General features: G+C 67.8%; 18 protein-coding genes and 1 pseudogene. 13 read left to right on the top strand and 6 right to left on the bottom strand.

All coding sequences use genetic code 11. From position 1 onward, the window contains the following. Window positions 1–166: 166 nt before the first annotated feature. The 4 genes from AUL34_RS14770 to AUL34_RS14755 form a co-directional block, all read right to left on the bottom strand. Window positions 167–1471 carry an LLM class flavin-dependent oxidoreductase gene (locus AUL34_RS14770; protein ID WP_202814962.1) on the bottom strand — a complete coding sequence of 435 codons (1305 nt, stop codon included), beginning with the start codon at window positions 1469–1471 and terminating at the stop codon, window positions 167–169. Window positions 1472–1500: 29 nt separating this feature from the next. Then, window positions 1501–2244 (bottom strand): ABC transporter ATP-binding protein, encoded by a 744-nt coding sequence (locus AUL34_RS14765; protein WP_061935116.1) that lies wholly within the window; start codon window positions 2242–2244, stop codon window positions 1501–1503. Beyond that, the gene (locus tag AUL34_RS14760) at window positions 2241–2981 is read right to left on the bottom strand and encodes an ABC transporter permease (protein ID WP_244492591.1); all 741 of its coding nucleotides are present in this window, start codon (window positions 2979–2981) and stop codon (window positions 2241–2243) included. Before AUL34_RS14760 ends, AUL34_RS14765 begins: the two co-directional genes overlap by 4 nt. 167 nt (window positions 2982–3148) lie before the next feature. Continuing rightward, on the bottom strand, window positions 3149–4129 hold the full coding sequence (locus AUL34_RS14755; RefSeq protein WP_061935114.1) for an ABC transporter substrate-binding protein: 981 nt from the start codon (window positions 4127–4129) through the stop codon (window positions 3149–3151). Window positions 4130–4588: 459 nt separating this feature from the next. Between AUL34_RS14755 and AUL34_RS14750 the strand changes: the two genes are divergently transcribed. Then, window positions 4589–5302, top strand: coding sequence for a transporter substrate-binding domain-containing protein (locus AUL34_RS14750; RefSeq protein ID WP_244492590.1), 714 nt, complete (start codon window positions 4589–4591; stop codon window positions 5300–5302). Between the two features lie 360 nt (window positions 5303–5662). Continuing rightward, window positions 5663–6029: pseudogene (locus tag AUL34_RS22875) on the top strand (transposase); the annotation flags it as partial. Window positions 6030–6090: 61 nt separating this feature from the next. Here the strand turns inward: AUL34_RS22875 and AUL34_RS14735 are convergent. Further along, window positions 6091–7188 (bottom strand): LacI family DNA-binding transcriptional regulator, encoded by a 1098-nt coding sequence (locus tag AUL34_RS14735; protein ID WP_244492589.1) that lies wholly within the window; start codon window positions 7186–7188, stop codon window positions 6091–6093. A gap of 184 nt (window positions 7189–7372) precedes the next feature. Between AUL34_RS14735 and AUL34_RS14730 the strand changes: the two genes are divergently transcribed. From AUL34_RS14730 to AUL34_RS14710, 5 genes are all read left to right on the top strand, one after another. Beyond that, window positions 7373–8362, top strand: a complete 990-nt coding sequence (locus AUL34_RS14730; protein ID WP_061935108.1) for an ABC transporter substrate-binding protein — start codon at window positions 7373–7375, stop codon at window positions 8360–8362. Window positions 8363–8433: 71 nt separating this feature from the next. After that, window positions 8434–9957: a sugar ABC transporter ATP-binding protein gene (locus AUL34_RS14725; protein ID WP_061935106.1), complete on the top strand. Its 1524-nt coding sequence runs from the start codon at window positions 8434–8436 to the stop codon at window positions 9955–9957. Then, window positions 9954–10970 (top strand): ABC transporter permease, encoded by a 1017-nt coding sequence (locus AUL34_RS14720; RefSeq protein WP_061935104.1) that lies wholly within the window; start codon window positions 9954–9956, stop codon window positions 10968–10970. Before AUL34_RS14725 ends, AUL34_RS14720 begins: the two co-directional genes overlap by 4 nt. Continuing rightward, window positions 10970–11962, top strand: a complete 993-nt coding sequence (locus AUL34_RS14715; RefSeq protein WP_061935102.1) for an ABC transporter permease — start codon at window positions 10970–10972, stop codon at window positions 11960–11962. Before AUL34_RS14720 ends, AUL34_RS14715 begins: the two co-directional genes overlap by 1 nt. Before the next feature lie 15 nt (window positions 11963–11977). Then, the gene (locus AUL34_RS14710; RefSeq protein WP_192845766.1) at window positions 11978–12820 is read left to right on the top strand and encodes a phytanoyl-CoA dioxygenase family protein; all 843 of its coding nucleotides are present in this window, start codon (window positions 11978–11980) and stop codon (window positions 12818–12820) included. 726 nt (window positions 12821–13546) lie between these two features. Here the strand turns inward: AUL34_RS14710 and AUL34_RS14705 are convergent. Beyond that, the gene (locus AUL34_RS14705) at window positions 13547–14308 is read right to left on the bottom strand and encodes a GntR family transcriptional regulator (protein ID WP_082653404.1); all 762 of its coding nucleotides are present in this window, start codon (window positions 14306–14308) and stop codon (window positions 13547–13549) included. 144 nt (window positions 14309–14452) lie between these two features. Between AUL34_RS14705 and AUL34_RS14700 the strand changes: the two genes are divergently transcribed. The 6 genes from AUL34_RS14700 to AUL34_RS14675 all read left to right on the top strand — a co-directional run bounded on the left by AUL34_RS14700 (window position 14453) and on the right by AUL34_RS14675 (window position 21100). Continuing rightward, on the top strand, window positions 14453–15229 hold the full coding sequence (locus AUL34_RS14700) for a glutamine amidotransferase (RefSeq protein ID WP_244492588.1): 777 nt from the start codon (window positions 14453–14455) through the stop codon (window positions 15227–15229). A gap of 111 nt (window positions 15230–15340) precedes the next feature. Then, complete coding sequence (locus AUL34_RS14695) at window positions 15341–16441, top strand: substrate-binding domain-containing protein (RefSeq protein ID WP_061935095.1); 1101 nt, start codon at window positions 15341–15343, stop codon at window positions 16439–16441. Window positions 16442–16506: 65 nt separating this feature from the next. Next, window positions 16507–18000, top strand: coding sequence for a sugar ABC transporter ATP-binding protein (locus AUL34_RS22640; protein WP_061935092.1), 1494 nt, complete (start codon window positions 16507–16509; stop codon window positions 17998–18000). Between the two features lie 18 nt (window positions 18001–18018). Then, a complete protein-coding gene (locus tag AUL34_RS22635) occupies window positions 18019–18981 on the top strand; it encodes an ABC transporter permease (protein ID WP_244492587.1) in 963 nt (320 codons plus the stop codon). Continuing rightward, window positions 18978–20180 carry a hypothetical protein gene (locus tag AUL34_RS14680; RefSeq protein ID WP_061935090.1) on the top strand — a complete coding sequence of 401 codons (1203 nt, stop codon included), beginning with the start codon at window positions 18978–18980 and terminating at the stop codon, window positions 20178–20180. Before AUL34_RS22635 ends, AUL34_RS14680 begins: the two co-directional genes overlap by 4 nt. Further along, window positions 20177–21100: a carbohydrate kinase family protein gene (locus tag AUL34_RS14675; RefSeq protein ID WP_061935088.1), complete on the top strand. Its 924-nt coding sequence runs from the start codon at window positions 20177–20179 to the stop codon at window positions 21098–21100. The genes AUL34_RS14680 and AUL34_RS14675 overlap by 4 nt, the downstream gene beginning before the upstream one ends. Window positions 21101–21115: the final 15 nt, after the last annotated feature.

Genomic DNA, 21115 nt, shown 5'->3' with positions numbered 1-21115 from the left:
GGTCGCGACAAATGCTGATGGCGCGATGTCGACGAGACTGCCTTCGACGAAGAGGACGCGCTCCCTTCCGAAAAGGCCTACGGCGGCCACTCGAAAGCGATCGTACAACGCATCACAGCGACCGAACGGTTCAAGGCCCGACACCGGATGTGGCTCGAGAGCGCAGTCAGGCGGACCGGGCCAGCGGTGCAGGTTCCGCGACGGGGCCGAGCCCAAAGTGCGCGCGCAGCGTCGAACCCACGTACTCCTGCCGGAACAGGCCGCGTCGGCGCAGGATCGGCACCACCTCGGTCGCGAACAGCTCGAACTGGCTGTGCATGATCGGCGGCATGACGTTGAAGCCGTCCGCGGCTCCCGTCGTGAACCAGTCCTCGATGATGTCGGCAACCGCCTCGGGCGTCCCCGTTGCCGTGAAATGTCCCCTCGCGCCTGCGAGCTTGCGCAGGAGCTGGCGAAGCGTCAGCCCCTCGTTCAAGGCGACGTCGGCGTAGCCCATGGCGCGGCTTTTGGAAGCCTCGACCTTGGCGGGATCGGGAAAGTCCCCGGCCCGGAGCGGCCGGTCGAGCGGCACGCCGGTGAAATCGTGTCCGCCGAAGCGGGCAGACAGGCGCGAGAGGCCCACTTCGGTGCTCGTCAGGTCGTCGAGCTCCTCCCAGACGCGCTCGGCCTCGGCCTGCGTCGACCCGATCGCCGGGCTGATGCCGGGCAGGACCACGATGTCCTCGCCCCGGCGCCCGTAGGCGGCCGCCCTGCCCTTGACGTCGCCATAGAAGGTGCGCGCCGACTCCTTGTTGATGTGCGCGGTGAAGATCGCCTCCGCCCAGCGCGCCGCGAAGTCCCGACCCGTGTCGGACTGCCCAGCCTGAATGTAGACCGGACGCCCCTGCGGGCTGCCCGGCACGTTGAGCGGACCGCGCGTGCGGATGCGCTCGCCGCGGTAGTCGGCGGGCACGACGCGGGCTGGATCGAGATAGCGGCCCGACGCCTGGTCGTCGAGGACGGCATCGGCCGGGAAGGAGCGCCAGAGCGCGTCCACCGCCTCGACGAACTCCTCGGCGATGGCGTAGCGATCGGCATGGGGCACGTCGTCTTCCAACCCGTAGTTGGCGCCGACCAGCGGTAGCCAAGAGGTGACGATGTTCCAGCCGACACGCCCGTGCGACAGGTGGTCGAGCGAGGCGAACTGGCGGGCCAGCGTGTAGGCGTGGCTGTAGGTCGTGGATGCCGTTCCGATCAGGCCGATCGTTTCGGTCCGCGCCGCAAGCGCCGACAGGAGCGTCAGCGGCTCCAGCGCCCCGCTCGCCACAAGGCCTCCATTGCCGGGGGCCACGAGGGCGTCGGCGAGAAAGACCGCGTCGAACCGCGCGTTCTCTGCGATCCGCGCCGCCTCGACGTAGAGCTCGAAGTCGGTCAATGCGCGCCGGGTCGCGGTCCGATGACGCCATGCGGCCTCGTGGTGGCCACGGGGCATCAGGAAGAGGTTGAGGTGAAGCTGACGCGTCACGGGCGTTCTCCTTCTACAAGGCCGGCCTCGACGCCGAGGCTCGCGAGCAGGCGCTGGCGTAGAGAGATGAAGTCGGGATGGTGAGCAAGGCGTGGATGGCCGAGACGCACAGGGTGGTCCTCGGCGATCCGCCCCTCCTTCAGGACAAGGATGCGGTCTGCGAGCAGCAGGGCCTCGTCGACATCGTGGGTGACGAGGACGACGGTCGGGTTGCGGCGCCGAACGAGGTCGCGCAGCAGGCCCTGCATGCGGATGCGCGTGAGCGCGTCCAGGGCCCCGAAGGGTTCGTCGGCAAGGAGGAGGTCCGGCTCCCGCAGAAGCGAGCGTGCGAGAGCGGCGCGCTGCTTCTGGCCGCCGGACAGGGTGTCCGGCCAGACGTCCGCCTTGTCGCCGAGCCCGACGGCATCGAGCAGCGTCATTGCCTTCTCGCGTGCGGCGGCGGCTCGGTACCCGAGGACGACGTTGTCGAGGACGCTCATCCAGGGCAGCAGACGGGCGTCCTGGAACAGGACCGAGACCTCGTCCGGCACGGCGAACTCGCCTTGCGTGTCGGCGTCCTCGTCGAGATCGGCGAGCGCCCGCAGGAGCGTCGTCTTGCCGGAACCGGATTCTCCGAGCAGCGCTACGAACTGGCCGTGCGGAATCTGGAGCGACAGGCGGTCGAGGACAGTCTTGCCTGCAAAGCCGCGCGACAGTTCGCGCAGCGAAACGGCCGGTGGCGGAGCCTGATGGAAGGTCATGCGCCGAGCCCCCTGCGGTAGCGCAGCACGCGGCGCTCCACAGCGCGGACCACGCCATCCGAGGCGAGCCCCAACGCGGCGTAGATCAGGATGCCGACGACGATGATGTCGGTCTGGCCCCAGTCGCGGGCGCGGTTCATGAGATAGCCGATGCCGGTCTGCGTGTTCACGAGTTCGAGCACCACGAGCGCCGTCCAGCAGAGGGCGACGGCGAGGCGCAGCGAGACGAAGAAGCCCGGCAAGGCTCCCGGGAGCGCCACCTTGCGGATGAACTCCCAGCGCGTCAGCCGCAGCGTTCGCGCCAGCTCGATATGGCGGATGTCGATGCCGCGGAGCGCCGCGTGGGTGTTGATGTAGACGGGCACGAGGACGGCCGTGAAGATCAGGAAAACCTTCATCGCCTCGCCGATGCCAAGCCAGATGATGGCAAGCGGGATGAGCGCCAGCGTCGGCACGGCGCGCTTCACCTGGACCAGCCCGTCGATCAGCGCCTCGCCGCTGCGGGTCAGGCCGGACAGGAGCGCGAGCACCACGCCGGCCGTCACGCCGAGCGCGAGGCCGGAGTAGGCGCGGGCGGCCGAGGCCGCGAGATGCGGCAGGAGCGATCCGTCCGCGATCAGCGCGTAGCCGGTGGCGAGCGCGGTCGAGGGCGCCGCCAGCGTATAGGGCGAGATCAGGCCGAGCCGCGACGCCGCCTCCCACACGAGGAGCAGGAGAATGGGGCCGAGAAGCCGCATGCCCTTCGGAAGAGGTGCGGGGGTGAGCCTGCGGGCCGGGCCGGAGCGCCGGCTCCTCGGACCAGCCGCAGGAACGAGATCCACCGCGTGCCGCGGTGGCGCATGGTGCGCCGCGGTTCGGATCGCCAAGTCGGACATCGGATGCCTCCGGGTCGAAAGGGATAAGGTCAGCGGCTGGCCACGATCACCGGATCGAACGTGTCGACGAAGGAGCCCGCGGCGTCGAAGCGCTGGGGAAGCGACCCGGCCTGGTAGAGGATGTCGATCAGACGCTGATGGTGCGGGATCGCTTCCGCCGAGGTCTGGAAGGAGACGGGCGCCTGGGCGGCAAGGATCGACGCGGTGTCCTCCGGCGGAAGACGCTGGAAGCCGGAGTAGTAGTGCTCGCCCCAAGCGTCCCGGTTCGCGTTGGACCAGTTGCCCGCCCGAACGAACGCCGACAGGAACGGACCGATCGCGGCCGCCTTTGGGGGATCAGCCAGCACCTCCGGCCGGGCGTAGATATAGCTGGTGCTCGGCAGGAGGCGACGCTCTTCCGGGTCGCGCACCTGGGCAGCGCCGACCTGCTTCGTCAGACGCGTGACGAACGGTTCCTGCAACACCGCGACGTCCACCGCCCCGGTGCGGATCGCGTCCGGCAGGTCGGCGACGCGAAGGTTGACCCTTTCCACGTCGTCGAGCTTCAGGCCGGCGCGGTTCAACGCCTCGATCAGGAAGGCCTGCCGGCCCGAGCCCTCGACGTAGCTCACCTTTTTGCCCTTCAACTCAGCGAGCTTCTCGATGACCAGACCCGGCCGGCTCGTGAGACGGTACTCGGCGACCGGCCGCGTGAAAGTCGCAACGATCGGCAGGAGGGTGCCGGACGCTCGCGCTTGGATCGGCGGCGTGTCGCCGACATAAGCGAGGTCGAGCGCCCCGGCGCGCATGGCCTCCAGGATCGCTGGACCACCCGCGAAGTTCGGGAAAGCAACCGGCGAGCCCAGCTTTGCGGCCTCGCCGCTCGCCTCGAACAGGTTGCGCAGGAGCTCGCTCTGGTCGGCGACGGTCAGCGGAGCCGCGGCAGCCTCGCCGACGGCGAACGCGCGTCCCGGGATCGAGACGCTGACGACGGCCAGCGTCGACAGGATGAATTGGCGGCGATCCAGCATACGGTCCCCTCGTCTCACCACGCAGCCCGAAGGCCTAATATATCTACACAGTCGATATATAAATATGTTCGACGGGCGATCTGAAGGCAGGGATTTGCGTTCGAAGACCCCAAGGGGGAATGATCGTTCGGTCGTCAGCCGCGAACGCGGGAAGTGCCGCCGGCGCCTAGCCGAACGCGTCGGATACGGCTGATCGTGTAGTCGTCCGAACGAGTGAATACCGCTCCGGGACGCAGGCGCATGGAAAGACGACGACGTTGATCGCCAACGACGTCGCGACCAACGCATCACACTCCTGCGGAGTGCGTCGAACTGGACGCTCGACACCACCAACCGTAGGCTGCTGCCAGCAGAATCACGTGGCATAGGGCGGACGGAATGGCGTTGGGCTATCGGACATCACGGGTTGCGATCGGTATCACTTTGGCCGTCGCAGCAACGCAGGCGCTCTCTCAGGAGATGCCATCCAAATCGCGGCTCGACGAGGTGCTCGAGCGTAAAATCCTGAACGTGTGCACGACGGGCGACTACCGCCCGTTCTCGTACCGCCCGGACGGCGCCAACGACTTCGTGGGCATCGATATCGACCTCGGCCGCTCGCTGGCCAAGTCGCTCGACGCGGAAGCCGTCTTCATCCAGACGAAGTGGTCGGACCTGATGGCCGACTTCAAGGCGAAGTGCGACGTCGCGATGAGCGGCATCTCCGTGACGCTGCCGCGTCAGCGCGAGGCGTTCTTCAGCGAAGGCTACCTCGTGAACGGCAAGGCGCCCATCGTGCGCTGCGACGACGTCTCGAAGTACCAGACCGCCGAGGCGATCAACCAGCCGGCGACGCGGGTCGTCGTGAACCCCGGCGGCACGAACGAGAAGTTCGCCCGGGCCAACCTCGCGAACGCGCAGATCCAGCTCTTCCCGGACAACCGGGTCATCTGGCAGGAGATCGCCGAGAACCGCGCCGACGTCATGGTCGCCGAGTCCGTCGAGGTGAAGCTTCAGGAGAAGCTGCATCCCGGCTTGTGCGCGGTGAACCCCGACCAGCCACTCCAGTATGGCGAGATGGGCTTTCTGCTGCCGCGCGGCGACGTCGAGTTCAAGGCCTACGTCGATCAGTGGCTGCACCTCGCCAAGGCGACGGGCGAGTTCGACCGGATTTTCGAAGCCAACATGAAGTAGCGGGGACCCCGTTGTTGACCGGGTCATCCCATGGGATGACCCGGTCACCTACCGTTCGAACGCGGAGCCATTCTCCCTTCCGTACGGGACAACGGTGTCATTGCCGTCTCCGGCGTTTCCCTTGCGAATTTCCGCCGTCCGGTGGATCCGCTCGATCGCCTCTTTCCACCCCATGTCGTAGCCCTGGCAGACCATATCCGCTCCTGTCGACGAAACGATACGTTGCACCCTCCCGATGCGACATCCGCTTTCCACCATTTCGAGATCATGCCCCCTGATCCTCATCGCCGGGCCTTCGGGGCTTTGAGCGTTTGAAGCCGGTCCTCATGTCGCTGGCTTTTCCGATGAGGGAGAGTGCAGATGCCGGGCGACGAGCGATGGTCTGATCTGGAACCGCTGATCGAAGCGTTCCGCCCGCATGCGACGGTTCCGAGCCCGCGCCTTCGCCGAACCATCGAGGCGATCTTCCGGCGTCACCAGAACGGGGCGATGCGGCGATCGCCGCCGGCCGAGTTCGGCCCAGGTGGATGGCGGCGCAGACCTTCATCCGCTAGTTGCGGCTCGGCGTCGGGGAAAAGCGGCTGCCACTGGTTCAGGAGCGCGGCGTCAGGCTCGGCATGGTATTCCCGGACGGAACCAACGTCCGCGCCCACAGACAAGCGGCGGGCGCCGGCCGAAAGGGGGATCTGCAAGAGTGCGAGACGGCCGTGAAGCGCTTGGCCGATCTCGGCGTCCCCTGCCTCGCCGCAGCCCTCGACTGGATCAGGCGCTAACAGCCTCTAGATCGTTCACCTCTTCGAAGCTGCCGCCGAGCGATGCCCCGTCGTGTTACGCGCGACCAAAGGGCCGTCGATCTTGATGAGATGCGGGCGAGCAGGCTTGTTGGCATTGGCGAGGCGGATCAGCGTCTCGACGGCACGGCGGCCCATCTCGTAGTTCGGAAGAACCACGGTGGACAAAGGTGGGTTGGTGTAACGCGCCAGTTCCTGGTTGTCGTAGCCGAGGATCGACACGTCGTCCGGTACCTTCAGGCCCAGCTCCACGGCCGCCTCCAGCGCACCGACCGCCATCTGGTCGCTGGCGCAGAAGATGGCCGTCGGCCGGTCGGCACGCGTCAGGAGTTCCTTCGCGTGCTGGTAGCCGCTCGTCGGATACCAGTCGCCATGGCGCACGAGGCTTTCGTCGAATGGCAGGTCCGAGGTCGCCAGCCCCTGGCGGTAACCGACCAGCCGGTCGGCGGCCGCGTCCATCCACGGCTCGCCGTTGATGAAGCCGATCCGGCGATGCCCGAGTTCCGTCAGATGGGTGGTCGCGGTGAAGCCGCCGATGACTTCCGCCGGCAGCACGGCCGAAAGAGAGCGCTCCTCATCGTAGCAGTTGAGAAGGACGCTCGGCAGACTGCGCAAGGGCTCGGGCGGGGTTATCCGGCGCGTGAAGATGGTGGAATAGACGATGCCCAGAACCGACGGATCGGCAAGGATGGCTGCCAGCGTCGTCGCCTCCAGCGCCGGGTCCGATCGCGTCACATGGGCGCTGACCAGATAGCCCTGTTCCCAGCCTGCGTCGCGCGCGCCATCAAGATTGACGACGGGATGCGGGCTGGTCGAGATCTCGTCCACCAGATAGGCGATCGTCCGCCGTTCCAGGTCCCGGTGTCGAAGCCGGCGGCGGCCGGGCAGTTCGTAGCCAAGCGTGCGGGCCGCCTCCTCGACACGCTGGCGCGTCGCATCCGTGATCCGCGCGCCCTCCATGCGGTTGAGCACCATGGACACGCTGGACTGCGAGACGCCCGCGAGCCGAGCGACCTCGATCATCGTCGGGCGCCGCTCGGAAGCCTTGGCGTCCTGGACCCGCCGGATGCGATCTTCATCCGGTTTTCTCTGCACGTCAGTCTCCTTCGTCCGGCCGAAGCGGCTTGGCACACCATCCCCTTGTGTCAGCCTTCGCGTCAAAAGCCATCTCGTTGCGTGGCTGATAAAATTATCGATTGACTGATAATATTATTATCAGCTTCTCTGTACCCGGGCGGCGGGAGATCCCAAGCGGTCGCCCTTCCTGGGGAGGAATCATATGTTCGCACCGACACGCCGTGCCGTGCTTCTGGCATCCACGCTGTTTGCCGCCATGTCGCTGGCCGCCTCGCTGCCGGCCGGCGCGCAGGAGCTGCCGAAGCTCGAAAAGAAGGACAGCTACAAGGTCGGCTTCGCCCAGACCGAGAGCAACAATCCCTGGCGCATCGCCCAGACGCAGAGCATGCAGGACGAGGCCAAGAAGCTCGGTCACCAGCTCGTCTACACCGATGCCGCCGGCTCGGCTGCCAAGCAGGTCGCCGACGTCAATTCCATGATCGCACAGGGCGTAGATCTCATCTTTCTCGCCCCGCGCGAGGAAAAGCCTCTGATTCCGGCCGTGCGCGCCGCCGCCCGTGCCGGCATTCCGGTCATCCTGCTCGATCGCAACGTCGATCCCGCCCTCGCCAAGGCGGGTCGCGACTACGTGACCTTCATCGGCTCGGACTTCGTGGACGAGGGACGGCGCGTTGCGGAGTTCCTGGCCAAGGAAAAGCCGGACGGTGCCAAGATCATCCAGCTTGAAGGCACCACCGGCTCCTCGCCGGCCAACGACCGCAAGAAGGGCTTCGAGGACGGGCTGGCCGGCAAGGCCAACTTCACGGTCGTCGCCTCCCAGTCCGGCGACTTCGCCCGCGACAAGGGCCGCCAGGTGGCAGAGGCGCTGCTTCAGGCGCATCCGGACGCCGACGTCGTCTATGCCCACAACGACGAGATGGCGATGGGCGCCATCGCCGCCATCGAGGCAGCCGGCAAAGTGCCGGGCAAGGACATCATGGTCCTGTCGATCGACGGCGGCAAGGAGGCCGTGCAGGCGGTCGTGGACGGCAAGATCGCCGCCGTCGTCGAGTGCAACCCGCGCTTCGGCCCCAAGGCCTTCGAGACCTTGAACCGCTATGCGGCCGGCGAGACGATCGAGCCCTGGGTCAAGAACGTCGATGCCTTCTACGACAAGTCGAACGCCTCGACCGAAGTCGCCAACGCCTACTGACCTCCAGGGTTCGCACCGACCTTGCTGCCCGGCTCCGGCCGGGCGCAGACCGAACAGTGGAGACCAAGGCCATGGCGCTCGTTTCGATGCGCGAGATCGAGAAGTCCTTTTCCGGCGTGCCGGCCTTGTCCGGCGCCTCGCTGGAGATCGAGCCCGGCGAAGTCATGGCCCTGATCGGCCAGAACGGCGCGGGAAAATCCGCCCTCATCAAGATCCTGACCGGCGCCTATCGGCGTGATGGCGGGGCGATCACGCTCGACGGCAAGCCGGTGGACTTTGCCAGCCCCGGTGCGGCGCAGGGGTCGGGCATCGCCACGATCTACCAGGAGATCAATCTCGTCGCGCAGCGCTCGGTGACGGAGAACATCTTTCTCGGCCGCGAGTTGACCCGCTTCGGCCTCACCGACCGCCGCGCCATGGCGCGCGAGGCCGAACGGCTGCTCGCCGGCTTCGGCTTGGCCGTCGACGTGTCCCTGCCGCTCGGGCGCTTCAATGCCGCCACGCGCCAGATGGTGGCGATCGCCCGCGCTCTGTCGATGCGCGCGCGCCTCGTCATCATGGACGAATCCACCTCGTCGCTGGACGAGCGCGAGGTCGAGACCCTGTTCGCCACGATCCGCAAGCTCACGGCGGAAGGCGTTGCCGTTCTCTTCGTCAGCCATCGCATGGACGAGCTCTACGCCGTCTGCGACCGCGTCACCGTCATGCGCGACGGCCAGACGGTCGGCGTCCACCGCATGAGCGAGATCGCCAAGATCGACCTCGTCACCGCCATGCTCGGCCGCACGCTGGCGGAAGCCGAGAGGCGGCTCGGCGGGTCTCAGGACGGCACGGGGCGCGAAGCCCTCCTCGACGCGCGCGACCTCGTCGCCGGACGCCGGCTGAACGGGGCCAGCGTCTCCGTCGGGCGTGGGGAAGTGGTGGCCTTGGCCGGACTCCTCGGCTCGGGGCGCACGGAGACCGCCCGCATCGTCTTCGGCGCCGACCGGCCCGATGCCGGAACGCTCCATCTTGATGGGAGCCCGCGCGTCTTCTCCGGCCCGGCCGAGGCGATCGCCGCCGGCTTCGGCTTCTGCAGCGAGGATCGCAAGATCGAGGGGATCGTGCCCGACATGAGCGTCGCCGAGAACCTGACGCTCGCCCTGATGCCGCGCCTTGCGAAGGCGGGCCTGGTGGATGAGGCGGCGCAGCGGGCCGTGGTCGATCGCTTCGTGAAGCGGCTCGGCATCAAGCTCGCCTCGCCCGACCAGAAGATCCGCGAACTGTCGGGCGGCAACCAGCAGAAGGTGCTGCTCGCTCGCTGGCTCGCCATGAACCCGCGCCTCCTGATCGTCGACGAGCCGACCCGTGGCATCGATATCGGCGCCAAGGCGGAAATCCTGACCCTCCTGCGCGAACTATCGAAGGATGGGCTCGGCGTCCTGATGATCTCCTCGGAGATCGAGGAAGTGCTGAGCTTGGCTGACCGCGTCACCGTGCTTGCCGACGGGCAGACGGTCGCAGAACTGTCCGGCGACGGCATTTCGGAACCCGCGATCCTTTCGGCCATGGCAGCCGACGCACCACGAGCCGTGCAGGGAACCACCGCGCGATGAGCCACCCGACCCTCGCAGCAACCGCCCCGGCTCGCAGCTCCCGCGCCCGCCCCAACACGGCCGAGCTGGTGCGCCGCTACGGCGTCGTCGTGGCGCTGCTTCTGCTTCTCGCCTTCAACGCCGTCTTCACGCCGAACTTCCTGTCCTGGCAGACCCTGAACGTGAACCTGACGCAGGCCTGCGCGATCGTCATCGTCGCGGTCGGCATGACGCTGGTGGTCGCATCCGGAGGCATCGACCTCTCGGTCGGCTCGCTGATGGCGATCTCCGGGGCACTGGCACCGCTCGTCTTCACCGGCGCCCTGTTCCCGCTGCCCTCGCACGGGGTCGGCATCGCGCTCGCCTTCGTTCTGCCGGTTCTCGTCGCAGCGCTGCTCGGCCTCTTCAACGGCTGGCTGGTGACGCGCTTCTCCATCCAGCCGATCGTCGCGACCCTTGTTCTCTTCATCGCAGGGCGCGGCATCGCGCAGGTCGTGACCAACGGCAATCTCCAGGTCTTCCGCGAGCCGGGCTTCCAGGCGATCGGGCTCGGCCGCATCGCGGGCGTGCCGATCCAGGTCGTGCTCATGGTGCTGATCGTCGCCGTCGGCGCCTTCGTCCTGACGAAGACGCTGTATGGGCGCCAGCTCATCGCCGTCGGCGGCAATGCGCGCGCGGCCCATCTTTCCGGCATCTCGGTGCGGCGCGTGCGCGCCCTGGCCTATGTGGCGAGCGGCGCGCTTGCCGGCCTTGCGGGCCTCGTCGTGATCGCCCGCAACGGAGCGAGCGACGCCAACCTCGTCGGCCTCGGCATGGAACTCGATGCCATCGCGGCCGTCGCGGTCGGCGGCACGCTTCTGTCGGGCGGCCGTGCCTCGATGGTCGGCACGTTGCTCGGCGCTCTCGTCATCCAGCTCGTACGCTACACGCTTCTGGCCAACGGCGTGCCGGATGCCGCAGCCCTCGTCGTCAAGGCGGCGCTGATCGTAACCGCCGTCTGGATCCAGCAGCGCTCCCTCGGAAAGGCCGGCTGATGTCCCTCAACCCATCCGCCTCGCCCCGCACGCCCTTCGCCTCGCCGCAAGACATCGCCAAGGTCGGCGTCGTCGCCGCCCTCGTGCTACTCGTGCTCTTCGGCTGGGCGCGCTACGACAACTTCCTGTCGGAATACAACATCCTGAGCTTCCTCAGATACAACGCGATGTTCGCGCTGATCGCGCTCGGCATGACCTTCGTGATCATCACCGGCGGCATCGATCTGTCCGTCGGCGCCGTCGCGGCGCTCGCCAGCGTCGTGGCGGCTCTCGCCTCGCCCTACGGCCTCCTTGCCGGCGTGGTGGCCGGCACCGCGACGGGTCTCGTCGCCGGGCTCCTGAACGGCGTCATCGTCACGCGGCTCGGCATCGCGCCCTTCATCGCGACGCTCGCCACCATGCTGGCGGCCTATGGGTCGGCCCTTTTGCTGGCCGACAACCAGTCCGTGTCGGCTTCCTACGACACGGCCTTCACCGAGTTCGGCCAAGGCGATCTGTTCGCCCTGCCCATGCCGGCGCTCGTCATGGTCGCGGCCTATCTCGTCGGATGGGTCGTCCTGGAGCGGACCCGCACCGGCCGCCGGGTGCTCGCCGTCGGCGGAGCGGAGGACGCCTCGCGCCTGATGGGCCTGAACGTCGACCGGCTGAAGCTCGGCGTTTATCTCGCCTCCGGCGCACTGGCCGGTCTTGCCGGCGTCATCCTCGCCGCTCAGTTCGGCGCGGGTCAGCCGACGGAGGGCGTGGGCTGGGAGCTCTTCGCCATCGCTGCGGTCGTGGTCGGCGGCACCCTTCTCACCGGCGGTTCTGGTTCCGTCGGTGCGACCTTCGCGGGCGCCATGCTCCTTGCGCTCCTCTTCAACCTCCTCAACTTCGAGAACGGCAAGGGCTGGATCTCCCTCTCGGCCTACTGGCAGTCGGTGATCCGCGGGCTGTTCCTTCTCCTCTTCGTCCTCCTTCAGGCGAAGATCGCCAAGACCTCCGACGACTTCTAAGCAAAGGGAATGGTCATGTCCGCACTCCAGAAATCCCATGAACTGCCGAGCTTCGATATCCGGGCGAGCGTGGACACGCTCTATCGCGACGGCATCACCGGCCTGAAGGGCGCCTTCTCGCGGGAATGGACCGAACAGATGCGCGAGGACATGATGACCTCGTTCTGGGAGGCGATCCAGCGTCCGGGCGGCGCCGTGACGCGCGGTCCCCGGCGCTGGTATGTGGAATTGCACCCGGAGGCCATCTCCGGTTTCACGGACCTCGTCACCCACCCTTGGGTCGCCGGCATGTGCGAGGCGGTCTGCGGACCGGATTACCAGATCGTCGAGATCGGCTTCGACACGCCCTTCCAAGGCGCCGAGAACCAGCCTTGGCACCGCGACTTCCCCTCCCCCCAGGACTCCTGGCAGAACAAGAAGATCACCTCGCTCGCGTTCAACCTGACGGGTGTCGACGTGACCCAGGACATGGGCCCCTTCGAATGCGCTCCCGGCACACAGTGGGACGACGGGCGCGAATGGAAGCACGAGATGTTCCCGGACCGCTCGCTCTGGGGCCGTTACGAAGAGCGTGCGACGCGCAAGTATCCCTCGATGGGTGACATTTCCTGCCGCTCGGCTCTGATGATGCACCGGGGCACGGCGCATCCATCGCCGATTTCTCGCCCTGTCCTGGTGCTTGGGGTCGATGCACCGGGCGCTGGCCACGCGGAGCTCCACGACATGATGGTCACCCGTGCCTTCTACGATGGACTGCCACAGTCGGTGCGAGACCACCTCGTCTGCCGCGTGGTCGAGGAACTGGTGCCAATCACGCAGAAGCATGACATCGAAGGTCTGGTGATGGGTTCTGAATAGCTCCCTCACATGGAGGCTCGCTCGCCATCTGAGCGGGCGGGCCTGCCGGGTTGTACGCGGTGAGATGGGATCGCAGGAGCGAAAAAACCGGTAAGCGAGCTTCCGGAAGAGACAGGATCGGTGCTGGACCGACGTTGGATAGCTCCTGCTTCAACGAGCCCTCCGGGCAACTGTGCAGCCTCTTCTATGCTTGAAGGTCGACGGAGGGCCGAAAGCGGGCCGGCAGCTATGCGACTTTCTGTTTAATATAGCTGCCCTTCCGCGCTCGACTCCGTGGCGACAATGCGCTTGCCCGGGGGTTTGCCTGATTGCGGACGGTCCTCCGCTTCCCTCATCCACCATGACCCTGATCCCGCTCGACGGCCGGCAATTGGGTGCGGCTCCGGTTACGACCCGCACCGCGTGACCGACGCAGTTCTCATGCCGTTTCCCTCCGACGCTAGCAGATGATGCGCGTCTTCGTGCAAACGTCGACATCGCGCTCTTCGGCGTCGCGGCGTCTCAACTCATTGGTATGCGCCTCGCGGGTGATGATGTTCGTCCCCGCTATGAAGCTGCAGGAGCTGCACGCCGTGCCGACAGCGCTACGGAAAAGCGATCGCCGAACCCGCCACACCCTACCCCCAGCCCAACGTCCGGCCGCACAGTCTGCGCCAGCGCAACGACAGCGAGTTGGACGGCGAGGCAGGGCGAAGCTCCACCCCGCCATGACTTCCAGGCGCCCGATCACGCGCTCGTGCCGGACTCCAAGTGGAACCTGTAGCGATCGGCCCGGAAATGCAGGACGACATATTCGACGGGCGATCCATCTCCCTGATGGGAACGGCGCCTGACAATAAGAACAGCACTGCCCTTCGGGAATTGAAGAGCCGCGGCCATCTCATCCTCCACGATGGCCGCTTCAATGAACTCCTTGGCGCCCGCGATGCGCACCTGGCAGTGATTGGCCAGCCAGGCATAAAGCGACCCTTCCCGCAGTTCGCTCTCGGATGGCGGCTTGCGGCCCTTCAGGAGCGCTGGGGAGAGCCACGAGACCGCGCATCCGATCGGCACGTCGTCCGCCTTCAGGAGCCTGCGGGACTGGAAGACCGGGCTGCCGGCGCGCACGCCGAAAGCCTCCGCCACCTCCGGCGTCGCGCGCACCTTGCCGGCGGACAGCGTCTCGTAGGACGGCTTCAGTCCGCGGCGATGCATGTCGTCAGCAAAGCCCAGCATCTCGTTGGCCGGCTGGTCGACGCGCGTCGCCAGCACAATCGATCCCTTGCCGGAGCGGCGCACGACGAGCCCGTCCTGTTCCAGCGCGTCGAGCGCGGCGCGGGAGGTGGCGCGGCTGATGCCGAACGTCTCGTTCAGCTTCGCTTCGGAGGGCAGCGCTTCGCCCGATTTGAAGACGCCGTCGGCGATCGCTCCCCGCAATCGCTCGGCCAGTTGAAACCAGAGCGGAAGGGGGCTGGACTTCGTCAGCGGATCGTACCAAGCTCCAGTCATGACGTCCGAACGTCATGACATTTGAGGAGATCGTCTCGATCGTCTTGTCCGTGCACGTCGGCCTCCCGATGACGCCCTGTCCTTAACCCGGAGAAGGCGCATCGAACAATACGGGGAAGGCCGGCCCGCAACCGGGAGAGCGTCGTGGCGAAGCATGGGGTGATGCCTTTGGCTGATGCGATCAGACTTCTCTTCGCCGGCGAGTCCTGGGTGACGCGAAGCCTCCACATCAAGGGTTTCGACTCCTTCGAGATGTCGTCCTACCACGAGGGCGGGACGGAGATGATCGCGGCCCTGCGCAACGGCGGCGTGGAGGTGACCTATCAGCCGAGCCATATCGCCGCGAACGCCTTCCCGACGACGGCCGAGGAACTCGGCGCCTTCGACGTGGTCGTCTTGTCCGACATCGGCGCCAACACCCTGCTTCTTCCGGAGCGCACCGCCGTGCGCTCCGAGCCGACCGCGAACCGCCTGGAACTGATCGCCGACTTCGTGCGCGGCGGCGGCGGACTCCTGATGGTCGGGGGCTATCTCACCTTCCAGGGCATCCAGGCCAAGGGCAACTACTTCCAGAGCCCGGTGGACGAGGTCCTGCCCGTCGCGCTCCAGGCCTCGGACGACCGCAGCGAGCAGCCGCAGGGCATCCATCCCCGCATCCACGACGCGGCACATCCGATCGTCGCGGGGCTCGGCGAGTGGCCGCACTTCCTCGGCTACAACAAGTCGACGCTCCGCCCCGACGCCCGTCTCGTCGCGAGCTTCGGCGACCATCCCTTCATCGCGACGCGCGAGGTCGGAGGCGGCCGCAGCGCGGTCTTCGCCTCCGACTGCGGCCCGCACTGGGGACCGCCCGCCTTCGTCTCCTGGGAGGGTTACCCGAAGCTCTGGGTCAACATCGCGACCTGGCTCGCCGGGCGCTGACCCCGAACCCATCGACGCGAACCATCGTCCCGCACGGCGGGGCGAAGAGACCGACGAGGACTTTCCGCATCTCCAACGGCGATCTGCCGCCATCGTGAAAGGGCCGCCCGCATGCTCAGACGTCTTTCCCTCGCCGTCTCCTTCGCCGCGCTGCTTGCCGGCGCTGCCCATGCGCAGGAGGTCCTGCCCGTCTCCGGCAAGACCTGCGAGACGCTGCTCGCCGGCTACGACAAGCTGCCCTTCAAGGACATCCTGCCGCTGCCCGAAGGCCCGGTGCTCGTCGGCGGCGACGAGAAGAAGCTGACGATCGGCTTCTCCCAGACCGCCTTCAACCATCCCTGGCGCGTCTCGATGCTGGAGTCGCTGCAGGCCGAGGCCTGCCGCCACAAGAACGTCGAGCTCGTCGTCCTCGACGGCAATGTCGACGTCGCCAAGCAGAGCAACGACCTCCGCGACCTTCTCACCCGCGGCGTCGACGCGGTTCTGCTCAGCCCGGTGGAGTCGGCCGCGCTCGTCCCCGCCGCCCGCGCGGTCAACGATGCCGGCATCCCGCTGGTCGTGATGGACCGCGACGTGCCGGCCGCCAAGACGCTCTTCATTGGCCAGAGCAACGTCACCATGGCCGAGCAGGTCGCCGAGCGCATGGCCAAGGACCTCGGCGGCAAGGGCAACATCGTCGTCATCACCGGCCTCAAGGGCTCTTCCGCAGCCGTCGACCGCGACAAGGGCATGAAGAACGTCCTCGCGAAGCACCCGGACATCAAAGTTCTGGCGACCGGCGACGGGCAGTGGATCCGCGAGCCCGCCGTGCCGCTGATGGAGGACTTCCTGACGGCCAACTCGGACATTGCGGCCGTGTTCTCCCACGCCGAGGAGTCGTCCTGGGGCGCCCAGCTCGCCATCGCGCGCGCCAACCGCTGCGGCGACAAGATCCGCCACTACACGTTCGACGGCTCGAATGCCGGCTTCAAGTCGGTCAAGGCCGGCACCTTCGGCGCGGATGGCAACTACACGCCCTTCATCGCCGACATCGGACTTCGTGCGGCCCTCTACACGCTCATGGGCCAGGCGATCCCCGGGCAGGAAAGCTACGACCAGCCGGGCCAGCGGCTGCTTCTCCCGGACTCCCCGACCGTCGTCGCTGAAAATGCCGATGAATGGATCGGGCGCGGCTGGGGCGACTTCGAGCCGACCCCCGATCCCTGCAAGTAGGCCTCGCGCGGCCGGCCATCCGATCGGCCGCCCCTTCCTCCCTCGCATCAAGGTCAGCCGGCTCGATGACCACGTCCACGGCGCGTCTCGAAGTTGAGGCCCTGCGCAAGGTGTTCGATGGGAACACCGTCCTCTCAGGCGTCGACCTCGCCGTCCACGCCGGCGAGGTCCATGCGATCGTCGGCGAGAACGGCGCCGGCAAGTCGACGCTCATCAAGGCGCTCGGAGGGATTCACCGGCCGGACGGCGGCACGATCTCGATCGACGGGACTCCCGTGCAGCTCCGTTCGCCGCGCGATGCGATCGGTCACGGCGTGATCGTCATCCACCAGGAGCTCTCGCTCGCGCCTCACCTGACCACCGCCGAGAACATCTTCCTCGGCCATTTCCCCCGTACCGCCCTCGGGGTCGTGGACCGGCGGCGCATGCGCGCCTTCACCGCCGACCTTCTCGCACGGCTCGGCATCTCGATCGACCCGGAGCGTCCCGTCGGCGAGCTCTCCATCGCGCAGCAGCAGATGGTCGAGATCGCCAAGGCTATCTCCTTCGACGCCAAGGTGCTGATCCTCGACGAGCCGACGGCGGTTCTGGACGAGGATATGGTCGCGATCCTCTTCCGCCTCATCGAGCGCCTCAAGGCGGAGGGCCTCGCGATCGTCTTCATCTCCCATCACCTCGAGGAGATCTTCCGCATCGCGGACCGCGTGACGGTCCTCCGGGACGGGACGCGCACCGGCACGGCGGCGGTCCGCGACATCGACCAGGAGTGGCTCGTCGCACACATGATCGGACGCGGCTTCCCGGCCCATTCCGCTGGGGCGAGACCGGGCGGCGAGCCGGCGCTGGAAGTCGAGGGGCTGACCGTCCGCGGCATCTTCGAGAACGTCTCCTTCGTCGCCCGTCGGGGCGAGATCGTCGGCCTCGCAGGCCTCGTCGGGGCCGGCCGGACGGAGGTGGCGGAGGCGATCCTCGGCATCCGGAGCCTCGGCGCCGGGTCGATCCGCCTCTTCGGCAAGCCCGTCCGCATCAGGGGTCCCGGCGCCGCGGCAAGGCACGGGATCGCCTATGTCAGCGAGGACCGCAAGGCGCTCGGCCTCCTGCCCAATCGCTCCGTGCGCGAAAACGTCGTCGTCTCCGCCCTTTCGCGCTTCCGGCGCTTCGGGCTGCTGAGACCCGCGCTCGAGCGCCGGCACGTCGCCGGGCTGATCGGGCGGCTCGATATCCGCCTCGCCGGAATGGAGACCGAGATCCGCCTCCTCAGCGGCGGCAACCAGCAGAAAGCGCTGATCGCCCGCGCGCTCAGCGTCGAGCCGCGCATCCTGATCTTCGACGAGCCGACGCGCGGCGTCGATATCGGTGCCAAGAGCGAGATCTACGCCCTTATCGAGGAACTCGTCGCCGGCGGCATGTGCGTGATCCTGATCTCCTCCGAGATGGAGGAGATCCTGCGCCTGTCGGACCGCGTCGTCGTGTTGCGCGGCGGGCGGGTGGCCGCGACGCTTTCCCGGGCGGACGCCAGCGAAGCCACCATCATGAGGGCGGCCGCGATCGCGGCCTGACGACGGATGAGCCTGACCATGCAGAACGTTCCGAAGAGTTCGAGGATCGACGGCCGGTCCTTCATGAGGGCCTGGCGCCGGGTCGGCGTCCTCGCCGCCCTCGTGATCCTCGTGATCGCGGCCTCCTTCCTGTCGGACCGCTTCCTCACCCTGCCGAACCTCCTCAACGTCCTGCGGCAGGTCGCGATCGTCGGCATCCTCGCCATCGGCATGACCTTCGTCATCCTGACGCGCGGCATCGACCTGTCGGTCGGCTCGATCCTCGGCATCTCCGTGGTTCTCTACGCCGGTTTCCTGGAAAGCCAGCCGATGGCGATCGCGATCCCGCTCGGCCTGGGGGCCGCCGTGCTGGCCGGCCTCGTCAACGGGCTCGGCGTCGCCGTCGCCGGCATCCCGCCCTTCATCATGACGCTCGGCATGCTCTCCTTCGCGCGCGGCCTCTGCTTCATCTACACCGGCGGTACGCCGATCCCGATCCTCGACGAGTCCTTCTACGACCTCGGCAACGGCTACATCCTCGGCGTCCCCATTCCCTCGCTGATCCTGCTCGCCCTCCTCCTCGTCTGCGCCGTGATCCTCGGCCGCACGCCGTTCGGCCGCAGCCTCTACGCGATCGGCTCGAACGAGGACGCGGCGCGCCTCTCCGGCGTGCCCGTTCGCGCGTACACGACCGCGGTCTACGTCATCTCCGGGGCGGTGTCGGGCCTTGCCGGCCTCGTCTACGCCTCGCAGCTCTCGATCGGCACGCCGATCGCCGGGCAGGGCTACGAGCTCGACGCCATCGCGGCGGTGGTGGTCGGCGGCACCTCCCTCTTCGGCGGCGTCGGCAGCGTCTGGGGCACCTTCCTCGGGACGCTGATCATCGGCGTCCTCGCCAACATCCTGAATCTCACCGGCGTCGACCCCTTCGTCCAGCAGCTCTTCAAGGGCGCGCTGATCGTCGTCGCGGTCTACCTCATGTCGCGAAGGGGCCGTGCATGAGCGCCGCCATCGCGATGGAACCGGTTGTGGCGATCGCGGAAGGCCTTCACGCCCTGCGGCAGCAAGCGGCGGCCCTTCGTCCGCTCGTCGACCGGCACGTCACGGCCGAGCGGGTCGCCCGCTACCTCGTGGCCCTCGCCGAGACCCCGGCCCCCTCCACGGCGGCGAGCGCCATGCGCGCCCCCGTCCTGCGTGACCTGCTCGATGCCGACGGCGCTTTGTCCGACGGCCGCCTCGTGCTGGAGCCGAACTTCGGCAACACCGCGAGCACGGTCCTCACCGCCGGTGCGGCGTCCGGTGACAAGGGCCTCTGGTACTTCGCCCATCTCGACACGATCAGCTACCTCGTCCAGCCGCACGACGGCCACCGCCATCCGCTCGTCCCCTTCTGCTACCACCTGACGGCCGACGGCCGCCGCGCCGCGCGCGCCTATCGCTTCGACCTGTCCAGCGGGCGCTACGCGGTCGCGGCGGAGGGCTGGCTGGAGTCGGAGGCCGGGGCGCCCTTCTTCGCGCCGGTGGATGCGGCGCTGCGCCTGCGCGCCGGCGACCGCGTCGTGCCCGTCACGCGGTGCCTGCCGGGACGGGACGGGTTGTGGACCGGGCATTTCGACAATGCCGGCGGCGCCGCCGCCCTTGCCGTTGCCGCACCGGTGATCGCCGAGGCCGGGGTGGACGCGTTGCTGGCTTTTCCCGACGAGGAGGAAGGACCGCACGGCACGGGAAGCCAGGTCATGGGGCGAGGCGGATCGCGCATCGTCTCGCGGCTCGCCCCGCCCGATCTCGCGATCGTCGCCGACATGCAGCAGGCCGGCGGCGAGGCGGATGCGCGCGCCGGGCCTTCGAACTCCACCCGCATCGGCCAGGGCGCGGTCCTCAGCGAGTTCTCGAGCCTCGCGCGCGGCGCCGTCACGCCCCCGCCCCTCTACGCGCTTGCCCGTCATCTCTGCGGCCTGCTGCCGGAGCTCGGCGTCGGCATCCAGGAATCGAACAACGCCTACACGTCGAGGAGCGACGACGTAAGCGTCCTCTTGAAGACCCCGAACATCCTGCTTCTCGGCTTCCCCGGCTTCGACCGCCATTTCGATCGCGGCGAGCCGCGCGCGGCCCTGTCGGACATCGTCGATCTCTCGAAAGCGCTCGTCTACGCCGCCCTGCTTCGCCCGCCCCTGGCACTCCTGGCCGGAGCGGGGCGATGACCGACGTCGTGACGGTCGGCTGGCTGACCATGGACGACATCGTCCTGACGGACGGGACCTGCAGTCTCGGCGTGCCGGGCGGGGGCGCGCTCTACTCGGCCATCGGCGCCTCGCTCTGGAGCCCCTCCGTCGGCATCCACTCGGTCGCCGGACGCCCCCATCACGACGAGACGTGCCGATCGATCGGCGCGCGCGGCATCGACACCTCCGGCATCTCGAAAAGCGTGGGCAACGGCCTCGAGCTTTGGCTCCTCCACGAGAGCGAAGTCCACAAGCAGCAGGTCCCCAAGCTGACTTCCGAGAGCGCCCTCAACCTCGACAACGAGCGCGGCGACCTGCCGCCGGTCTATTCCGGCGCTCGCGGCTTCCACATCGCGCCGCAGGGGCCAGCGAGCTCCCGGGCGAACGCGGCACGGCTCTCGGCCCTCCACTCCCGGCCGATCGTGACGATGGACATTCTCTCCGACCGCTTCATCGACGCCTCCCTCTACGAGGATCTCGCCTTCCTCGCCGACCTCAGCGCCTTTCTCCCGAGCGAAGCGGAGATCCGCCGGATCTGGAATCCTCCGACGATCGAGGGCTTCCTTGCGGACAACGCGATCCGCCACCGCTGCCACATGGGCGCGAAGCTCGGCGAGCGCGGTGCGCTGTTGGCGGAGGCGGGAACGGGAAAACTGATCCGCGTCGCCGCCTGGCCCGCGGCGGTCGTCGATACGACCGGTGCAGGCGATGCCTTCTGCGGCGGCTTCCTCGCCGGGCTCGTCGCCGGCCATCCGCCCTCCATCGCCGCCGCGATGGGAACGGTCTCGGCTTCCTACGTCGTCGAGGCGACGGGGGCTCTCGCCACCCGGCGGCCGGACCACGCCGACCGCGCCGCCCGCCTCGCCCATGTCGCGGCCGCGATGCAAACGGTCCCCTGACGATTTCTCCGGCCA

This window comes from Aureimonas sp. AU22 (genome assembly GCF_001463745.1).
GTDB lineage: Bacteria > Pseudomonadota > Alphaproteobacteria > Rhizobiales > Rhizobiaceae > Aureimonas.
Note: the sequence above shows the minus strand (reverse complement) of the source record. Positions and strands in the feature narration are given on the sequence as shown.

Excerpts from the sequence above, each read along its gene's own strand:
- AUL34_RS14755 (WP_061935114.1), bottom strand. The coding sequence starts at position 4,129 with ATGCTGGATCGCCGCCAATTCATCCTGTCGACGCTGGCCGTCGTCAGC.
- AUL34_RS14710 (WP_192845766.1), top strand. The coding sequence starts at position 11,978 with ATGTCCGCACTCCAGAAATCCCATGAACTGCCGAGCTTCGATATCCGG.
- AUL34_RS14680 (WP_061935090.1), top strand. The coding sequence starts at position 18,978 with ATGAGCGCCGCCATCGCGATGGAACCGGTTGTGGCGATCGCGGAAGGC.
- AUL34_RS14730 (WP_061935108.1), top strand. The coding sequence starts at position 7,373 with ATGTTCGCACCGACACGCCGTGCCGTGCTTCTGGCATCCACGCTGTTT.
- AUL34_RS14750 (WP_244492590.1), top strand. The coding sequence starts at position 4,589 with ATGCCATCCAAATCGCGGCTCGACGAGGTGCTCGAGCGTAAAATCCTG.
- AUL34_RS14715 (WP_061935102.1), top strand. The coding sequence starts at position 10,970 with ATGTCCCTCAACCCATCCGCCTCGCCCCGCACGCCCTTCGCCTCGCCG.
- AUL34_RS14720 (WP_061935104.1), top strand. The coding sequence starts at position 9,954 with ATGAGCCACCCGACCCTCGCAGCAACCGCCCCGGCTCGCAGCTCCCGC.
- AUL34_RS22635 (WP_244492587.1), top strand. The coding sequence starts at position 18,019 with ATGCAGAACGTTCCGAAGAGTTCGAGGATCGACGGCCGGTCCTTCATG.
- AUL34_RS22640 (WP_061935092.1), top strand. The coding sequence starts at position 16,507 with ATGACCACGTCCACGGCGCGTCTCGAAGTTGAGGCCCTGCGCAAGGTG.
- AUL34_RS14675 (WP_061935088.1), top strand. The coding sequence starts at position 20,177 with ATGACCGACGTCGTGACGGTCGGCTGGCTGACCATGGACGACATCGTC.
- AUL34_RS14760 (WP_244492591.1), bottom strand. The coding sequence starts at position 2,981 with ATGCGGCTTCTCGGCCCCATTCTCCTGCTCCTCGTGTGGGAGGCGGCG.
- AUL34_RS14695 (WP_061935095.1), top strand. The coding sequence starts at position 15,341 with ATGCTCAGACGTCTTTCCCTCGCCGTCTCCTTCGCCGCGCTGCTTGCC.
- AUL34_RS14725 (WP_061935106.1), top strand. The coding sequence starts at position 8,434 with ATGGCGCTCGTTTCGATGCGCGAGATCGAGAAGTCCTTTTCCGGCGTG.
- AUL34_RS14770 (WP_202814962.1), bottom strand. The coding sequence starts at position 1,471 with ATGCCCCGTGGCCACCACGAGGCCGCATGGCGTCATCGGACCGCGACC.
- AUL34_RS14705 (WP_082653404.1), bottom strand. The coding sequence starts at position 14,308 with ATGACTGGAGCTTGGTACGATCCGCTGACGAAGTCCAGCCCCCTTCCG.
- AUL34_RS14765 (WP_061935116.1), bottom strand. The coding sequence starts at position 2,244 with ATGACCTTCCATCAGGCTCCGCCACCGGCCGTTTCGCTGCGCGAACTG.